Here is a 19216-nt window from a genome sequence, read left to right on the forward strand (position 1 = left end):
CAATTAACAATTAACAATTCTCTTACTGCACCTGCCTTCCGTCAAAGAAGCGAATTGTCCGGGAAGTTTGTTTCGCTTGTTGTTCGTTGTGGGTAACCATTACGATGGTACGTCCGTCCTCCTTGTTCAGTTTGTGCAGGATATCCATCACTTCAACCCCCATCTTACTGTCGAGGTTCCCTGTCGGTTCATCGGCAAGGATGATCTCCGGGTTTCCGATAATAGCACGGGCAATAGCCACACGCTGGCATTGTCCACCGGAAAGCTGTGTCGGGAAGTGACGCATACGGTGGCTTAAGCCTACACGTTCCAAAACCGCCTGTGCGGCTTTACGGCGGTCCGAAGCAGAGACCTTACGATAAAGCAAGGGGAGTTCCACATTGTCTAACACATTCAGGGAGTTGATCAGATGGAAACTCTGAAAAACAAAGCCTAACTGCTGGTTACGGAAGGCTGCCTGTTGTTTGTCGGTCATGTCTACCGTATTGGTGCCATTAATCTCAACAATACCGTAAGTAGGTGTATCCAACAGCCCGATAATATTCAGTAATGTCGATTTACCACATCCGGAAGGCCCCATAATACTCAGGAACTCACCTTTCTGTACTTCCAGGTTTACATTCTCTAATGCCACGGTCTCTATCTCTTTCGTGCGATAGATCTTCTCTAAATTTGTTAATGTGATCATCTCTTTTATTTATTATTAATTATTAATCTGTTTAACTTAATGGCTGAGTTTCAGCTTGTTCTTCTCTTTATAGGTTGACATATCGGAGACAACGACCTCATCACCCGGCTGAAGACCACTGACAACTTCCACATATTCATAGTTGCTGTCGCCCAGAACTACCTTCCGTTTAAGCAACTGATCGCCATTGATAACAAAGAGCTCATAATCTCCTTTTCCTGCATAGTAGTTTGAATTGGCAATGCGCATCACATCTTCTTTAATAGCATTCATTACGTAGATATCTGCACGAAGGCCGGAACGCAGGCGGGCATGGTTGTCCTCTTTCAACTGCACAGAGAAGGAGATCACTCCGTTTTTAGACAAAGGGGTAACATCGCTTACAATTCCATCCAAGCGGTCATTACCAATACGCACTACCACCCGGCTTCCGGTCGATATTCTGTCGCCATAAGAATCCGCAATCTCACCCTCGATCTTGAAATGAGAGAGGTCGGAAACAATAGCTAAGCGACTGCCCTGTGCCACCTGCGCACCAATCTCATTGTTTATATAAGTAAGGATAGCTTTCCGTGGAGCACGTACCTGGGCATCTTCAAAGGTTCGCTTCATCTCTGAGAGGTTCTTCTGAAAGATGCTGTATTCCAACTCTTTGATCTTCATATCCGAATCGGCCAATGCCTTTTCATTCTCATATTTCTGCTCGTCCTCTTCCAGTTGCAGCTTGCTTACGTTATAATCGAGTTCAACTTGAAGCACCTTATCGGCTGTGCCTGCTCCCAGTTCATCTAAGTAGCGTTCGTTGCGAAGCTCTACCTCTTTACGGTTAAGGGTCATGCGAGCCACTTTCAGGCGCATCTCCATCTCCGAGAGTTTGTTGTGGTTATTCAGGCGAAGCTGTTCCAGTTGCAACCGCTTCATCTCCTGTTCATCCAACAGTTTGTTGTAGTCATTCTCTACTGTTTGCAAGTCGAGTTTCAGGATAGGGTCGCCTATATCCACAATGTCACCGCCACGCTTATAGACTTCTACGATGCGGGAATTAATGGGAGAGGTGATGATCTCTTCAAATGCAGGCAATACCTTACCGGAAGCACTGGAGGTTACTTCGATTGTTCCGGTGTCTACTGTTGAAATAATCAGATCCTTTTTCTTGATACGCGTTTGCATAACTGAAAGCAATCCCCAGATAACAGCTATTCCTACAATCAGAAACAAGCCGGCTTTTGTAAGTTGTTTGATTAGCTCTTTGCGGCGTATCTCTTTAGGTATTTCTCGATCCATATTGATATGTGTTTTGAATTATTATCGTTTTGCACAGTAATAAGCAAAGCACGTGCCAAAAATGTAAATACCTGATTATATGCATTGTATGTGGTTGTTGTATTGTTCAATAATGAACAGTGTGTACGTTTTTGGAAGGAAAAAAAGGCCCGGATATTTTGTTGCTGATGGGCATCGGCAATATCGCTGATCGTGTTCGTCAATGTTGCTGATGCGCTTCGTCAATATTGCCGATGCGCATCGGCAACAGAATAATCCTTGACATTGCCCATGTCTATTTATTGAAAAATGCTGTAAAAAGAGGATTAAAAGAAGAGCTGCAGCGCCTTTTCCATGTCTTCGGGCGTATCGATTCCGATGGTTTCCTGTTGGGTAATACCTGCTTTTATTTTGTATCCGTTTTCCAACCAGCGCAATTGTTCCAGGCTTTCAGCCAGCTCCAGGGGAGATTGGGGCAATAACGTGATTTCGCGCAATGTCTCTGCCCGGTAGGCGTAAAGCCCGATATGTTTATAATAGGTATGATTCGGCAGCCATTCGGTATATTCTTTTCCCCGGAAATAAGGGATGATTGAACGACTGAAATACATAGCTTCGTTCTGTTTGTTCAAGACTACTTTGGGGGTATTGGCGTTAAAGAGGGTCGTTTCAAAATCATCGTCGGCACGGAAAGGTTTGACCAGGGTTGCTATTTGTACGCTGGGGTCTGTGAAACAGTTCTTCAAGGTTTCAATCTGTTCCGGTTGGATAAAGGGTTCGTCTCCCTGAATATTAATAATAATATCGCATGTACTCTTTATCTTTGTATAGGCTTCAAAGCAGCGATCCGTACCACTGCGATGTTGATCGGAAGTCATCACCACCTCTCCTCCAAAAGCTTTGACGGCCGCCTCAATACGGACATCATCCGTTGCCACACATACTGCATCCAGAACAGCTTCTACTTGTTCATATACCCGTTGAATCATAGGTTTTCCTTTCATGTCGGCAAGGGGTTTACCCGGGAAGCGGGTGGAGGCATAACGAGCGGGGATTATTCCAATGAATTTCATCACTTTGTATAAATAATAGGTTGTTAGAGTTTATTCGATTGACAAAGTTAGGTATTTATTTTAATTTTGCCGGACAAAAGCGAAGGTGAAGTGAAGAAGAGGCATCCCATAGAGGCATTGATAGAAGAAGGTGAACATCAGCAACTCGATTTTAAGTTTGAAGTGAGCGACAGCAAGAAAATTGCACGTACACTGAGTGCTTTTGCCAATACGGATGGTGGCCGGTTGTTGATAGGGGTCAAAGATAACGGAGTTATTGCCGGTGTCCGAAGTGAAGAGGAATATTATATGATAGAAGCGGCATCGACCATGTATACCCGTCCTTCCGTACCCTTTGAAGCAAAGCGTTGGCAGGTGTGCGGAAAAACAGTATTGGAAATTTATATTGCTCCCGGTGGAGACAAACCCTATATGGCCCCGGACAAAGAAGATAAATACAAAGCCTATATCCGGGTGCAGGATGAAAACATCCTGGCCAACGAAGTCCTTATCTTTTCCTGGCAGAAGAAAAACAAAGAAAACGGCACTTTATTGAAAATCAGTAAACCCGTAGAACGATTATTCGCCTGGTTGGAGACACATACCTATATCAATATACACCAGTTTTGCCGGGTGGGGCACGTCAATTATTACACCGCACGTAATATACTGAGCGATCTGATGGCCATCAATGCCTTACAATATCAGGTGATTGATAAGCGGATCGTCTATCAACGGGTGGAGACAACATAAACCTGTGCATTCTCGAAGCGCACGACTTGAACAGGTGTTCCTTTTTCGATAAAGCCGGATTCCGATACGCCATCATAATATTCTCCATCGATTTCGACCTTTCCCGAAGGGCGTAAGACCGTAGCCGCACATCCTTCTTTGCCTGGCACCGGAAAATAGGAGGGAGAAACAGAGGCCTCTTCCAGGTCTGCATGTAAAGCGACTTTTCGGAAAATACCGTTTGTATGCCCTATCTTATTGGACAACCAGAGAAGAAGGAGAAAACCCAAACCTATGCCCAATAATACCGTGAGGGCAGCTCTTCCCGTATCGGCATGGGTGACACCTTCGAAATCAAAATAGAAATTATCCAACAAACTCATGGTCAGTCCGGCAATGACACAGATGATGCCAGCAATACCGGCTACCCCAAATCCGGGAATGACAAATATTTCCAAGGCTATAAGTAGGAGTCCGACAACAAATAATAAAATCTCCCAGTTCTGAGCCAAGCCATCCATATACAAAGGGGCAAAGTAAAGAATGGCAGCGATAAGAGCTGCAGCAGAAGGAAAACCGATACCCGGTGTTTGCAACTCAAAATAGATCCCGCCAATTAGGATCAGGATAAAGAGCGATTGCACCATGGGATTCATAAGAAAGCCTTTCAGGTTATCATACCAGGAAGGGCTGTATTGCTTCAATTCATATGCAGGGAATCCGATATGTTGCCTGATAACTTCATCGACAGACTCGGCTATGCCGTCACAATATCCCCATTGCATAGCCTCTTCGGCTGTAAAGGTCAACACCTTACCACTGTCACTCACCTGAGGAATAACGGTGCGTTCATCCACCATAGCCTCGGCGATTAACGGATCCCTGAGCCATTTGTATGTCGTATCCCCCTTTTGCACAAGAGTGTCTTTGCCATGAGCTTCTGCGGTGGAACGAATCAAGGAACGCATATACGACTGGTATTTATCGGGTAATAACTCTCCTGTCTGATTCACAACGGAGGCCGCCCCGATATTTGCGCCTTTCCGCATATATATTTTCTTACAGGCAATAGAGATGAGTGCACCGGCGGAAGCGGCATTATTATCGATAAAGACATATACAGGGATGGGATTGTACAAGACAGCCGTGCGCATGGAGTCGGCAGCATCTAATAAACCTCCATAGGTGTTCATATGCAGAAGTACTGCATCGGCCCCCATTTTATCTGCTTCGGCCAAGCCGTTCATCAAATAGATACGGGTGGTATGATCTATTTCTTTTTTTATATCAATGAGATATACAGATTTTTTGTCGGAATGCTCTTCGGCTTGGCTGGTAACAGTCCATCCGGTATGGAAAAAGAGATGCAGCAGGAATAAAATACCTATTTTGAGTCTCATGGTGTTCTTCTTATTATTATGAAAATGATAAACCTTTTGTTCTAAATGAGGGAAAACTTAGTTTGTAAAGTCGTTATTTGTAATTATTTTCGATTCGGGTTGCTTCCGATTTATTCTATTACGTTTTTTGTTAGTAATGTTTTAGAAAGTCACTTTTTATATAGTTTCTCTTTTTTATATTTGTATACTCCCGAAGAGAAAAAGGGATTCCCAACAGACTATACAACTATTGACTAACCAAAAGAAACCTTATGAATGCGTTGCAATTTCAGAAAAAATTATTGGGCATGCAAGAAAACATGATGAATTTTGCGATGTCATTGACCGCCAACCGAGCGGATGCCCAGGATTTGACCCAGGATACGACACTGAAAGTACTAAACAGCCGCGAGAAATATGTTGACAATATAAATTTCAAGGGTTGGGTATTGACGGTTATGCGTAACACCTTTATCAACGACTATCATCGAATTATGCGGACGCACGCCTTGATAGACGTTAAAACGGACATCTCCAATTTGAATATGATTGATTCCGGATTAATGACGCCGGAGGTATCGTTTCAGGTCAAAGAAATAACCCGGCTTATTCATGGACTGAATACGGAGTTGCAGACTCCTTTTATCCTGTTTTTAAATGGGTATAAATACAATGAGATCAGCCATCAGTTAGCTCTTCCATTGGGTACGGTGAAAAGCCGGATATACTTTGCCCGAAAAGAACTGCGGCGGCTGTTGAAAGGATATAACGATTAATCAAACAGTAATTTTCAAGAGAATATCCTGTAAAAGGAAGAGAAGAATGAAAACCCTATATGAATATTATGTACTTTTGGCTTTCAAAAAAAGTATATGAGAAGTTTTGCCAGTGATAATAATTCGGGGGTGCATCCGGCTGTTATGGAGGCTATCCTATCAGCCAATACAGACCATGCCCTTGGTTATGGAGAGGATCCTTGGACAGAAGCTGCAACAGCTAAAATAAAAGAAGTCTTTGGTGTCCATGCCGATCCTTTTTTTGTGTTTAACGGAACAGGGGCCAATGCGGTTGCTTTGCAAGCGGTTACACTTCCTTATCAAAGTATTGTTTGTGCAGAGACAGCCCACATCTATGTCGACGAATGTGGGGCTCCGGCAAAGATGAGTGGGTGTGCAGTGACTGCTATCCCTACTTCGGATGGAAAGTTAACTCCGGAACTGATAAAGACGCGTTTGCATAATTTCGGTGTTTGCCATCATTCCCAACCCAAAGTGGTTTATATCTCCCAGGTAACAGAATTAGGTACGGTTTATACCCTGGAGGAGGTAAAAGCCATTGCCGACCTATTGCATACCTATGATATGTATCTGCATATGGATGGGGCCCGCCTGGCCAATGCCTGTGCCTTTCTGAATTGTACGATGAAGCAGGCTACGGTCGATGCCGGGGTGGATATATTGAGCCTGGGAGGTACGAAAAACGGTATGATGATAGGAGAGGCGGTCGTTTCTTTTCATCCGGAAATAACAGCCCATCTGCAGTATTACCGCAAACAGTCGGCCCAGTTGGCTTCCAAACTGCGGTATCTTTCGGCCCAGTTTATTCCTTATCTGGAAAACAATCTGTGGCTGGAGAATGCCTTGAAAGCGAATATAAGCGCCCAAAAGCTGGCTGATGTGTTAAAACAATATCCTCAGATAGAGTTTACCCAGAAAGTAGAATCCAATCAGTTGTTTTTTACAATTCCTGTAGAAGCATTGAAACGGTTGCAGGAAAACTATTTCTTTTATATGTGGAATGAATCCATTCACGAGGCCCGTCTTGTGACCTCCTGGGATACTACCGGAGAGGATATCGCCCGGTTTGAACTTCATTTGAAGGACGTATTCAGTGAAAAATAAAGATTCTTATTGAAGCAAAACCATCAATATAGGCGTTCGAATTCCATATTGCTGAAAAAACATTACTTTTGTTTGCTAACAATCTAAATATATACCTATGAAACGAATTCTTATTGGGCTCACCCTGTTTATAGGGATGTTACCATTTTCAGACGTTTACTCTCAAAGGCTGGGGGATGCAGAAGATAATACATACCGTATTATGAGTTATAATTTCCGTAACGGAAAAGGCTTGGACAATGTAACCGACCTTCAACGTGTGGCTGATGCCATAAATCGGATGACTCCGGATGTGGTTGCCGTGCAGGAAGTAGACAGCATGACGGCTAGAAGTGGGCAAAGAGACGTGCTTCGTGAACTGGCGAATCAGACATTGATGTATCCCATTTATGCGCCGGCAATATCCTATGACGGTGGAAAATACGGTATCGGTATGTTGAGTAAAGAGAAACCTTTGCGTAGCTATTCCATTCCTTTGCCGGGACGGGAAGAAAGACGTACCCTGTTGGTGGTTGAGTTTGATAAGTTTATGATGGCTTGTTCTCATTTTTCGTTGAATAAGGAGGATCGTTTCACTTCGGTGGATCTGATTCGCAAAGAGGCAGAAAAAGCAGATAAACCTTTTATCATCGCCGGTGACCTGAATGCCCGTCCGGACTCTCCCGTTATCGAAGAGTTGCAAAAACATTTCAGTATACTCTCCAACCCGAAGCAATTTACATTTCCGGCCAATGAACCGCGCGAGTGTATCGATTATATTGCTGCCTATAAAACAGAGAATATGCCTTTTACAGTCTTGTCTTCCCGGGTAGTGGAGGAGCCGGTTGCATCCGACCATCGTCCTGTTATGGTGAATATCCGTTTTCATGCCACCCAAGAAAATATCTTTTATGCCTCTCCTTATCTGCAAAACCCTGTAGACGGAGGCATTACGGTGATGTGGCAGACCCGTGTTCCGGCATATAGCTGGGTTGAATATGGAACGGATACACTGCATCTAAAAAGGGAACGTACCCTGGTAGACGGTCAGGTGATCTGTAATGATTTACACAATAAAATCCGTTTATCCGGCCTGCAACCCGGACAAACCTATTATTACCGTGTTTGTTCGCAGGAAATTTTAGTCTATCAGGCTTATAAAAAAGTGTTTGGTCAAACGGCTACATCCCCCTTCTACTCTTTCACCCTGCCTGAGGCAGACACGAAAGATTTCACAGCACTTGTTTTTAATGATATTCATAAACAGGAGGCTACCTTAAAAGGATTATACAATCTAGTGAAAGACGTAGATTATGACTTCGTATTCTTCAATGGTGATTGTATTGATGATCCGGCCAATGAGAAAGAAGCCCTTTTCCATATTGCGATGCAGTGTGAAACGGTGGGTGCTGCCAATCGTCCTGTATTCTATCTGCGTGGGAATCACGAAATACGCAATGCTTATTCTATAGGTCTGCGGGAATTGTTTGACTATGTAGGTGATAAGACATATGGTGCATTCAGTTGGGGTGATACCCGTTTTGTTATGTTGGATTGTGGAGAGGATAAACCAGATACGACATGGGTATATTATGGTTTGAACGACTTTACCCAACTGCGTGAAGACCAGGTCGGCTTTCTCAAAGAAGAGTTAGCTTCATCTGTTTTCACCCAAGCCGGTAAACGGGTGTTAGTCAATCATATTCCTTTATACGGAAACCGGATGGGAGGATACCAACCCTCTTTTGCGTTATGGGGCAGTTTATTGGAAAAAGCACCCTTCGATATCAATATCAGTGCCCACACACATCGCCATGCCTATTATGCCAAAGGAGAAGTAAGGAATAACTTCCCGGTAGTTGTCGGAGGTAGCCAGCGGTTGGATACGGCAACGGTTATGGTTCTGCAAAAGAAAGGCAAAGAAATGACTTTGCAGGTATGGAATGGAAAAGGGGAGATTGTTTACGATTTAAAATTGTAATTTATATGAGAAAGAGGGAGACAGGTGTTTTTATTATTTGCTTTATCAGTGCGTTCCTGTGGATGTCGTGTTCTTCTAAACCGAAAACTGCCATTCAACAACGGAGCAATGAATTGAGAAGAAGTTCACCTGCCTCACAGGGTGTTGCGACAGAGGGGATTTTGCGTTTTCTGGAGGCGGTTGATAAGGAACAACTGGAATTGCATAGTTTCATGTTATTACGCCATGGGAGGATTATTACGGAAGCCTGGTGGTATCCGTATCGTTCCGATATGAATCACATCATGCATTCTGTAAGTAAAACATTGACTTCTACGGCCATTGGTTTCGCTGTAAATGAAAATCTACTGACTGTAGACGATGCCGTTATCTCTTTCTTCCCGCAGGATCTGCCGGCGGATATATCTCCCCATCTTTCAGCTTTGACAGTGAAGCATTTATTGACAATGACAGTCGGTAATGAACAGCCTCCTGTTTTTACAAAAGAAGAAGACAATTGGGTGAAATCATTTCTGTCCACCCCTATACCTAATGAACCAGGCAGTCGCTTTCAATACAGTAGTTATGCTACGTATATTTTATCGGCTATTATCCAAAAGCTAACGGGTGAATCTGTCTTGGATTATCTGAAACCTCGATTATTGATCCCTTTAGGTATCGATACTATGCAATGGGAAGTAGATAACCGGGGTATAAATACAGGAGGTTGGGGAGTACGTATGAAAACAATAGATATGGCTCGGTTGGGACAGTTCTATCTGCAAAAAGGGAAATGGCAAGGTGTGCAGCTTCTGCCAGAATCCTGGATTGAAGAAGCCACCACGGCCCATATTTATCAAAAACCGGACCGGACACCGGAGGAAAATGCGAATGACGACGGGGCACAAGGTTATGGTTACCAGATATGGCGATCAACACACGATGCTTACCGGGCGGATGGGGCAAGAGGACAATTGATTGTTGTGCTTCCGGAGAAAGATGCCGTAATCGTTACCACGGCCAATGAACCCAATATGCATCGGATAATGAAATTGATGTGGGAACATCTTATCCCTGTCATGTTCGATTATAACCTGGACAGTGATGAGATGAGCAATGAAATGCTTATCAGCAGCATTTCCTCTTTGCAATTGCCTCCTCCTTATCATACACCCGATAGTCTTTTGCCCTTGAAAAATGTATCTTACTCTTTCCATATGGAACCGAATCAAGAAGGGATTCAGAAGGTCTCTTTTGTTTTCAAGGAAGATGGAGATATTCTACTGACATTATATAAAGAGGGAAAAGAGTATGAACTGCCTTTTGGCTGGGATGTATGGCGATATGGAGAAACGGAAAAGACAGGCCCTTATTATCTGAATAAACGGCGGATTCCTACCGGTTTATCTCCATTCAAGGTGACCGGTTATGGGAGTTGGATACATGCTAATCAGTTAAACCTACGTTTACTCTATCTGACAGAATCGCATTATGAAAATTACAGGTGCTCCTTTATGAATAACCAGGTTGTCATTCATCTTACAAACAGTGAACAATCCAATGCACGTATAATAGAACTAAAAGGAATAAGGGAGGAATAAGAATCCGGTTTGTTTTTCTTCTGCAAATCAAGAATTATCTTATATCTTTGCAACTTCCTGTTTTTGACATGAAATGCGTTGCAACAGTCTGTCGAAAAGGGATAAAATAAATAGAAATATACTTAAAATAATATGTACAGAACAAGAACATGTGGCGATTTACGCCTGACTGATGAAGGATTAGAAGTAGTACTGGCTGGTTGGGTACAACGAAGCCGTAAAATGGGTGGTATGACGTTTGTGGATATCCGTGACCGATATGGTATTACCCAATTGGTTTTTAATCAGGAAGTAAATGCTCCACTCTGTGAACAGGCGAATAAATTAGGACGTGAATATGTCATTCAGGTAACAGGGGTTGTGCGGGAACGTTCAAGTAAAAATGCCCATATGCCAACAGGAGAAATCGAATTGATCGTTTCGGACCTGACAGTACTGAACGCAGCGATAACACCTCCTTTTACGATAGAAGATGAGACAGACGGAGGTGATGATATCCGTATGAAATATCGTTACCTGGACTTACGCCGTAATACCGTACGAGCCAATATGGAACTCCGTCATAAGATGACAATTGCTGTTCGTCAATACCTGGATGAACAAGGTTTTTTGGAAGTGGAAACACCTATACTTGTTAATTCCACACCGGAAGGAGCCCGCGACTTTGTCGTACCTTCGCGTATGAACCCGGGACAGTTTTATGCCTTGCCACAATCACCTCAGACACTGAAACAGCTGTTGATGGTTTCCGGTTTTGACCGTTATTTTCAAATCGTAAAATGTTTTCGTGATGAAGACTTACGCGCAGACCGTCAACCGGAGTTTACGCAGATAGACTGTGAAATGAGTTTTGTTGAGCAGGAAGATGTCTTGCACTTATTTGAAGGTATGTCCAAATATCTTTTCAAAACAATCCGAGGGGTTGAACTAAAGGATCCATTTGTACGTATGACCTGGCATGATGCGATGAAATATTATGGCAGTGATAAGCCGGACTTGCGTTTTGGAATGCCTTTTGTCGAGTTGATGGATATTATGCAGGGACATGGTTTCTCCGTGTTTGATAATGCAGCTTATGTGGGTGGTATATGCGCCGAAGGTGCTGCCGGTTATACCCGTAAGCAACTGGATAGCCTGACCGAATTTGTAAAACGCCCTCAGATTGGTGCCAAAGGAATGGTATACGCACGGGTGGAAGAAGATGGCAGTGTTAAATCGAGTGTGGATAAATTTTATTCACAGGAAACCTTACAAAAGATGAAAGCTGCTTTTGGAGCTAAACCAGGAGACTTGATACTGATTCTTTCGGGCGATGATAGTATGAAAACACGGAAACAGTTGAACGAACTTCGTCTTGAAATGGGTAACCAATTGGGACTTCGGGATAAGAATCAGTTTGTGTGTTTGTGGGTCGTTGATTTCCCTTTGTTTGAATATAGCGAAGAGGATCAACGTTTCTATGCGATGCACCATCCGTTTACTTCGCCTAAACTGGAGGATATTCCTTTGTTGGATACAAATCCCGGAGCCGTTCGGGCAAATGCCTATGATATGGTAATCAACGGTGTGGAAGTAGGAGGAGGATCTATCCGTATCCATGATAGCGAACTGCAAAATAAGATGTTTAAATTGCTTGGATTCACTCCGGAAAAAGCAGATGAACAATTTGGATTCTTAATGAATGCATTCAAATATGGTGCACCGCCTCATGGAGGACTGGCTTATGGTTTGGATCGCTGGGTATCTTTATTTGCCGGATTGGATTCTATCCGTGACTGTATCGCATTCCCGAAAAACAACTCTGGACGGGATGTTATGCTGGATGCTCCTTCTTTTATTGATGAATCGCAATTGAAAGAACTCAATTTGACAGTAAATTGTGAAGAATAAACGAATTGTACAACTTTCAAATGCATCTTTGATAGTTTATAATTAACAATTAATACATTGTATGTTAAAGGTCAAGGATATACTGAATGAAATAGAACGTTTTGCACCGCTACCGTTGCAAGAGGACTTTGACAATGCAGGAATACAGGTGGGAGATGTAAATCAACTGGCCACTGGAGTATTATTATGCCTGGATGTTACCGAAGCAGTGATAGAGGAAGCGATAGAAAAAGAGTGCAACCTGATCATTTCTCATCATCCCTTGGCCTTTAAACCTTTTAAATCACTGAAAGGATCAACTTATATTGAACGTTGCCTGATCAAAGCCTGCAAATATGACCTGGTTGTATATGCAGCACATACCAACCTGGACAATGCCATTGGCGGAGTCAATTATCGGTTGGCTGAAAGGATCGGGTTGCAAAATATACGTATTTTGAGTCCGCAGAAAGGTGTTTTACTGAAACTCGTGACTTTTGTTCCCACATCTCATGCCGAATTTGTTCGAACCGCTTTGTTTAAAGCGGGAGCGGGGAATATCGGGAATTATGACTCCTGCAGTTTTAATTTGGAGGGGGACGGGTCTTACCGGGCCAAAGAAGCTGCTCATCCTTTCCGGGGAGAAATCGGTGAACTACATTTGGAACAGGAAGTTCGGATTGAAACCATTCTGCCGGCATATAAAAGAATGGCAGTCACACGGGCTTTACGCTCTGTGCATCCTTACGAGGAACCGGCTTTTGATTTCTATCCCTTAAGTAATACTTGGGAACAGGCTGGCTCAGGTGTAGTAGGGGAGTTGCCGAGAGAAGAAGATGAATTGATATTCTTGCAACGAATAAAAGATTTATTTGATGTTCAATGTATTAAACATTCCAGTCTGACAGGCAAACCTATCCGTGAAGTAGCTTTATGTGGAGGGAGTGGAGCTTTTCTTATCAAAGAAGCAATTGCTTATGGTGCAGATGTTTTCATAACAGGAGAAGCGAAATACAACGACTTTTTTGATGTTGAAGACCGCATCTTATTGGCTGTGATCGGTCATTATGAGTCTGAGGTCTGTACAAAAGAAATATTTTATAACATCATATCAAAAAAATTTCCTACCTTTGCAGTGCATTTTTCAAATGTTAATTCAAACCCAGTAAAATATTTATAGAATGGCTACAGACAAACAATCAGCTGAAAAAGAGTATACAGTTGAAGAAAAGCTTTCTACACTGTATCAGCTTCAGACGATGATGACTGAAATTGATAAAATCAAGACGCTTCGCGGTGAATTGCCTTTGGAGGTTCAAGACCTGGAAGATGAGATTGCAGGGCTGGAAACTCGTCTTTTTAATTACCAAGCTGATATAAAAGAATATGAATCTGCCTCGGTACAACAAAAAAATAAAATTACGGAATCGACAGCTTTAATTGAAAAATATAAATCACAGCTGGATAATGTTCGTAATAACCGTGAATTTGATAATCTGTCCAAAGAAATAGAATTTCAGGGATTGGAAATAGAATTTTCGGAAAAGAAAATCAAAGAATATACAGAGCTTAACAACATAAAGAAAGGAGAGATCGCTCAACTGACAGAGATACTGGATGGCCGTAAAGCTGATTTAGTACAGAAAAAAAATGAATTGGAAGAGATTATTTCCGAAACCAAACAGGAAGAAGAAAAGTTACGTGAAAAAGCTAAAAAGCTGGAAGTGACTGTTGAGCCCCGTTTGTTGACTGCTTTCAAACGTATCCGTAAAGGTGCCCGTAACGGTTTGGCTGTTGTCTATATTCAACGAGATGCTTGTGGAGGTTGTTTCAATAAGATTCCTCCTCAGAAACAAATGGACATCAAGTTGAGAAAAAAAGTCATTGTCTGTGAGTATTGCGGTCGTATCATGATCGATCCCGAACTGGCAGGAGTGGAAGAAGCATAAAATAGAATTATATATATAAACATATAGGGGTACATTGTATCCCTATATTTGTTTTAAGCAAAATGATAAAAACCGTCCGTACATATATCCATAAATACAAGCTGCTTTCAGCAAAGGAACCGGTATTGGTTGGATTAAGTGGGGGAGCTGACTCGGTTGCTCTCTTGGCGGTTTTAGTCCGTTTAGGATATACCTGTATGGCCATTCATTGTAATTTTCATCTACGGGGAGAAGAGTCGGATCGGGATGAACGTTTTGCCCGGGAATTTGCCGAAAATATAGGGGTCCCTTTTTATAAAACCGACTTTGATACGACCTCTTATGCTAAAGAAAAGCATATTTCTATTGAGATGGCGGCACGGGAACTGCGTTATCAATGGTTTGAGGAGATGCGTTTCACGTTGAAAGCGCAGGCTATTGCTGTGGCCCATCATCGGGATGACAATATAGAAACTGTTCTTATGAACCTGATCCGGGGATCCGGTATTCGGGGGATGCGAGGGATTAAACCTCGGAACGGATATATCGTTCGTCCCCTGTTGACGGTAAGCCGCGAAGAGATTATCTTTTGGTTATTACAGGAAAATTACACCTATATCACAGACAGCAGCAATCTTTCGGATGTTTATACACGTAATTACATTCGCCTGGAAATACTTCCTGCCTTGGAGAAGATCAATCCTTCGGTTCGAGAAACAATTCGTCGGACAACGGAGCATTTAGCTACCGTTGATGAAATATATCAATACGTAATAAAAGAGGCCAGAGAGAAAGTGATCACTACTGATAACCATGTATCCATCCCTCTGTTGTTACAATATCCTTCCCCTAAAACCGTCTTATACGAGCTACTAAAACCTTATGGATTCAATCGTATTCTCTGCAATGAGATATATGAATCTCTGAATAAAACATCGGGGAAATTGTTTTTCTCTTCTGATTTTCGGTTAATTAAAGACCGTGATTATTTATTAATCACACCAATTGCCGCACATCCTGTTTTAGAAACCTATACAGTAACAGAAGAAAACAAAAACTCTCTGCCGGTTAAACTTTCCTGGCAAGAAACTGTTTTGTCTAAAGAATTTGTGATTGAAAAAGAAAAAGATACGGCTTATTTTGATTTGAATAAGCTCCATTTCCCTTTGACCTTACGTCGTTGGCAGAAAGGAGATTGGTTTGTTCCCTTTGGAATGTCAGGCCGCAAAAAACTAAGTGATTACTTTTCCAATCAGAAGTTTAGCCTGCAACAAAAAGAAGATGTTTGGTTGTTATGCAGCGGGAAAGATATTATTTGGATTGTAGGAGAAAGAAGCGATAACCGTTTTCGCATCAATAAAGAGACAAAGCAGGTCCTTCGCGTAAAAAAAACGATCAAAAGGTATGACTAATTGAAAAAGTTTATACATTTGCACAGATTTACTTCACAGATATGTCGCTAATGTGTCAAATTAGTTGAACATTTCGATTATACATGGAAAATATTAATAATTTATTTATTTAAAAGATACAATTACGTGCGCTTAAAAGGTTAAGTAGGCCTTCGTACGTCTTATCATTATTTACTTCGCATTATGCAGAAATACAACATTTTAGAACTAAATGAAAAACTCCTTCCCGAATTACAAACGATTGCGGAAGAGTTAGGTATTAAAAAAATCAGCAGCTTAAAGAAAGAAGAACTTGTCTATCGAATCCTTGACGAACAAGCCATTTCATTAGCCGGTATTCAGGTTGAAAAAGAAAAAGAAAAAGAAGCCAAAAAAGCCGTAGACCGGGCTAAAAAAGGGACAACTAAAACAGCTGCAAAAACAACTAAAACGCCCAAAAGTAAAACAGAAACTGCCACTTCGCCCCAAGCAGCAGAAAAGAAAACAACACCTGCTGACAACAAAGAGGCAGAAGTTGTTGCCGACAAGAAAAAGAGAACCCGTATAGAAAAGAAAGAAAAGGTAGTGGCAGCTGTAATACCGGCAAGTGACAAAGAGACACCCAAGGTGATAAAAACAGAACCTGTTACAGAGAAAAAAGTAATACTCAAAAAACCGGTAGTAGCTAAAGAAAAAAAAGAAGAAGAACAACAACAACTCTCTCTGCTTCCGACTTTAGAAGAACCGGAATTAAAAGCAAGCCCGGAAGAACCCAAACAAGAAGTTGTCGAATCGGAAACAACAACACCCGAAACAGCTCCGAAAGAAGGAGAAGCCAAACGAGTTGTCTTCCGTCACCCGGATGCAAAATCTGTACTTGATCAGATATTTCCTTTCTCATCATCTACCCCTACAAAGGCAGAACCTAAGCGTGCGGTAGAAAATGAACCGGCTCAACCGGCTAATACAGGGAACAAACAACATAATAAAAACGGACAACAACATAATAAGAATACAAACAACAATCAACAGTCTCAGGAAAAGGCCTATGAATTTGATGGCATTCTGATTGGTACAGGAGTGTTGGAAATGATGCAGGATGGGTATGGATTCCTTCGTTCGTCCGATTATAATTACTTGACATCTCCAGATGACATATATGTTTCTCAATCACAAATCAAATTGTTTGGATTGCGTACCGGGGATGTTGTTGAAGGTCCCATCCGTCCTCCCAAAGAAGGAGAAAAATATTTCCCCTTAGTCAAAGTAGATAAAATAAACGGCCGTACTCCGGAAGAGGTGCGCGACCGCGTTCCTTTCGATCATTTGACCCCTCTGTTCCCGGATGAAAAATTTATGTTGACAGCCCGTCGTGCACCGAAGGTATACGACAAAACAGCGGTACGGGTGGTAGACCTTTTCTCACCTATAGGAAAAGGACAACGTGGACTGATTGTGGCTCAACCCAAGACAGGGAAAACAATGTTGTTGAAAGATATTGCCAATGCCATTGCCGCCAATCATCCGGAGGTATACATGATTATCTTATTGATTGATGAACGTCCGGAGGAAGTAACAGATATGGCTCGTAGCGTGGATGCGGAAGTAATCGCTTCTACCTTTGACGAACCGGCAGAACGTCATGTGAAAATAGCAGAGATCGTATTAAACAAGGCCAAACGCATGGTTGAATGTGGACACGATGTCGTGATCCTTTTGGACTCTATCACGCGTCTGGCACGTGCCTATAATACCGTGCAACCGGCTTCAGGTAAAGTCCTTTCAGGAGGGGTAGACGCAAATGCTTTGCAGAAACCCAAACGTTTCTTTGGAGCTGCCCGTAACATTGAAAACGGAGGTAGCTTGACCATACTGGCGACAGCATTGACAGAGACAGGCTCTAAGATGGATGATGTGATCTTTGAAGAGTTTAAAGGTACGGGTAATATGGAGTTACAACTTGATCGTAAGCTTTCAAACAAACGTATTTATCCGGCTGTAGACATTATTGCATCCAGCACCCGCCGGGACGATCTATTGCAAGACGATGCAACAGTAAACCGTATGTGGATACTTCGCAAATACCTGTCAGATATGAATTCTATCGAAGCGATGGAATTTGTAAAGAAACATATGGAAAATACATCCGACAATATGGAATTCCTTGCATCTATGAATGGATAAATGGATTCCTGATGCAGGAAAAAAAGACCTATTCAACAACTGAATAGGTCTTTTTTTTGTTTACATACTCGAATATGAACAGAAAGCATGTTCATAAACATATAAAACACCTGATGAATCTTTATTTATTAAGTGATTTTTATTATCTTTAAGCGAACATCAAAATCTTAATATTTACAGTATGATTAAACATGAAGTAGGTCAGTTTGCTGGTGCTATCTGGCAACTGCTCGTAGAGAGAGAACAAATGTCCATCCGTAAGATTGGAGAAATTACCAGCCTGAGAGAGTCTCGTATTTTTCTAGCATTGGGTTGGTTGGCTCGTGAAGGTAAAATACAATTCCGTAATCAAGACGGTATCTTGTATGTGAAGTTGATCAATTAATCAAGATCAAAACAAGAAATAAAAGCAAGCCTGAAGAGATCGTTCCTCAGGCTTGCTTTTTTGTTTTCAAAAAGAATGATAATAAAGAAAAAGAAGTATCTCTTTCTTTTTTGCGGGAATTTTCTGTAAAAGAGAATAACAATACCCTACATTTGTACAAAAATTAGATAAAGTCATGAAAAACAAGAAGCAGTGGCTAATACTAGCCTTTAGTTTATGTCTCACCTCAGGGGTGTTTGCTCAGGAAAAAGACTGGGCGCGTTTCAACCGCTATGCAGAAGCAAACAAAAGTGTAAAGACTCCTTCCAAAGTGGTGTTTATGGGGAATTCAATCACAGATGGCTGGTGGCCTGCCGATTCCATGTTTTTTATCAAGAATGATTATATAGACCGGGGGATAGGAGGGCAAACGACTGCCGAGATGTTGGTTCGTTTTCGTGCCGATGTAATCCAATTAAAACCTCAGGCTGTTGTTATCCTAGCTGGGACAAACGACATTGCACAGAATATCGGTTATATCTCACAAGAAAATATCTTTGGGAATATTGTCTCTATGGCAGAATTAGCCAAAGCCAATAACATACATGTCATACTCTGCTCCATTTTACCCGTTTACGATTATCCCTGGCGCAAAGGCTTGGAACCTGCCAATAAAATCATTCAGTTAAACGGATGGCTGAAAGAATATGCTGCTCAAAACGGTTTGAGTTATGTCGATTATCATTCCGCATTAAAAGATGAACGTAACGGCTTACCTGAAAAATATGCACGAGATGGGGTACATCCCAATTTGGAAGCGTATAAGATTATGGAAGCTCTTGTGCAAGAAGCCCTGGTCAAGGTGATTAAATAATTGCCGAAAGGCATGGGCAGTACTGACCATACCGTCCATGCCTTTCGCCTG

At 42.1% G+C, this 19216-nt stretch carries 16 protein-coding genes; 12 read left to right on the forward strand and 4 right to left on the reverse strand.

Translation table 11 applies throughout. The annotated features are described in order from the left end of the window. Positions 1 to 22: 22 nt before the first annotated feature. The 3 genes from D0T51_RS00270 to kdsB form a co-directional block, all read right to left on the reverse strand. The gene (locus tag D0T51_RS00270; protein WP_163723741.1) at positions 23 to 688 is read right to left on the reverse strand and encodes an ABC transporter ATP-binding protein; all 666 of its coding nucleotides are present in this window, start codon (positions 686 to 688) and stop codon (positions 23 to 25) included. Positions 689 to 724: 36 nt separating this feature from the next. Then, a complete protein-coding gene (locus D0T51_RS00275) occupies positions 725 to 1972 on the reverse strand; it encodes an efflux RND transporter periplasmic adaptor subunit (protein ID WP_163723742.1) in 1248 nt (415 codons plus the stop codon). 305 nt (positions 1973 to 2277) lie between these two features. Further along, the gene (kdsB, locus tag D0T51_RS00280; RefSeq protein WP_163723744.1) at positions 2278 to 3024 is read right to left on the reverse strand and encodes a 3-deoxy-manno-octulosonate cytidylyltransferase; all 747 of its coding nucleotides are present in this window, start codon (positions 3022 to 3024) and stop codon (positions 2278 to 2280) included. 90 nt (positions 3025 to 3114) lie between these two features. On the opposite strand from kdsB, the gene D0T51_RS00285 reads away from it, so the two are divergent. Then, positions 3115 to 3756 carry a helix-turn-helix domain-containing protein gene (locus D0T51_RS00285; protein ID WP_163723746.1) on the forward strand — a complete coding sequence of 214 codons (642 nt, stop codon included), beginning with the start codon at positions 3115 to 3117 and terminating at the stop codon, positions 3754 to 3756. Here D0T51_RS00285 and D0T51_RS00290 read toward each other — a convergent pair. Continuing rightward, positions 3735 to 5135: a nodulation protein NfeD gene (locus D0T51_RS00290; RefSeq protein WP_163723748.1), complete on the reverse strand. Its 1401-nt coding sequence runs from the start codon at positions 5133 to 5135 to the stop codon at positions 3735 to 3737. The two genes, D0T51_RS00285 and D0T51_RS00290, sit on opposite strands and share 22 nt — an antisense overlap. Before the next feature lie 251 nt (positions 5136 to 5386). Between D0T51_RS00290 and D0T51_RS00295 the strand changes: the two genes are divergently transcribed. The 11 genes from D0T51_RS00295 to D0T51_RS00345 all read left to right on the forward strand — a co-directional run bounded on the left by D0T51_RS00295 (position 5387) and on the right by D0T51_RS00345 (position 19165). Next, positions 5387 to 5890, forward strand: a complete 504-nt coding sequence (locus D0T51_RS00295; RefSeq protein WP_163723750.1) for an RNA polymerase sigma factor — start codon at positions 5387 to 5389, stop codon at positions 5888 to 5890. A gap of 96 nt (positions 5891 to 5986) precedes the next feature. Further along, positions 5987 to 7015: a low specificity L-threonine aldolase gene (locus tag D0T51_RS00300; protein ID WP_163723752.1), complete on the forward strand. Its 1029-nt coding sequence runs from the start codon at positions 5987 to 5989 to the stop codon at positions 7013 to 7015. A gap of 97 nt (positions 7016 to 7112) precedes the next feature. Then, positions 7113 to 8975, forward strand: coding sequence for an endonuclease/exonuclease/phosphatase family protein (locus tag D0T51_RS00305; RefSeq protein ID WP_163723755.1), 1863 nt, complete (start codon positions 7113 to 7115; stop codon positions 8973 to 8975). A 5-nt stretch (positions 8976 to 8980) separates the two neighbouring features. After that, positions 8981 to 10555 (forward strand): serine hydrolase, encoded by a 1575-nt coding sequence (locus D0T51_RS00310; RefSeq protein ID WP_163723757.1) that lies wholly within the window; start codon positions 8981 to 8983, stop codon positions 10553 to 10555. A 132-nt stretch (positions 10556 to 10687) separates the two neighbouring features. Beyond that, a complete protein-coding gene (gene aspS, locus D0T51_RS00315; RefSeq protein ID WP_163723759.1) occupies positions 10688 to 12445 on the forward strand; it encodes an aspartate--tRNA ligase in 1758 nt (585 codons plus the stop codon). A gap of 61 nt (positions 12446 to 12506) precedes the next feature. Beyond that, the gene (locus D0T51_RS00320; RefSeq protein ID WP_163723761.1) at positions 12507 to 13604 is read left to right on the forward strand and encodes a Nif3-like dinuclear metal center hexameric protein; all 1098 of its coding nucleotides are present in this window, start codon (positions 12507 to 12509) and stop codon (positions 13602 to 13604) included. Between the two features lies 1 nt (position 13605). Beyond that, entirely contained in the window at positions 13606 to 14373 is a 768-nt protein-coding gene (locus D0T51_RS00325; RefSeq protein ID WP_163723764.1) for a zinc ribbon domain-containing protein, read from the forward strand. A gap of 62 nt (positions 14374 to 14435) precedes the next feature. Next, complete coding sequence (tilS, locus tag D0T51_RS00330) at positions 14436 to 15764, forward strand: tRNA lysidine(34) synthetase TilS (RefSeq protein ID WP_163723765.1); 1329 nt, start codon at positions 14436 to 14438, stop codon at positions 15762 to 15764. Between the two features lie 183 nt (positions 15765 to 15947). Next, the gene (rho, locus tag D0T51_RS00335; protein ID WP_163723767.1) at positions 15948 to 17927 is read left to right on the forward strand and encodes a transcription termination factor Rho; all 1980 of its coding nucleotides are present in this window, start codon (positions 15948 to 15950) and stop codon (positions 17925 to 17927) included. A gap of 181 nt (positions 17928 to 18108) precedes the next feature. Further along, a complete protein-coding gene (locus D0T51_RS00340) occupies positions 18109 to 18312 on the forward strand; it encodes a winged helix-turn-helix domain-containing protein (RefSeq protein WP_163723769.1) in 204 nt (67 codons plus the stop codon). Positions 18313 to 18487: 175 nt separating this feature from the next. Continuing rightward, a complete protein-coding gene (locus D0T51_RS00345) occupies positions 18488 to 19165 on the forward strand; it encodes an SGNH/GDSL hydrolase family protein (protein ID WP_163723770.1) in 678 nt (225 codons plus the stop codon). The last annotated feature ends 51 nt before the right edge of the window (positions 19166 to 19216 follow it).

The organism is Parabacteroides sp. 52 (assembly GCF_010500925.1).
Lineage (GTDB): Bacteria > Bacteroidota > Bacteroidia > Bacteroidales > Tannerellaceae > QVMG01.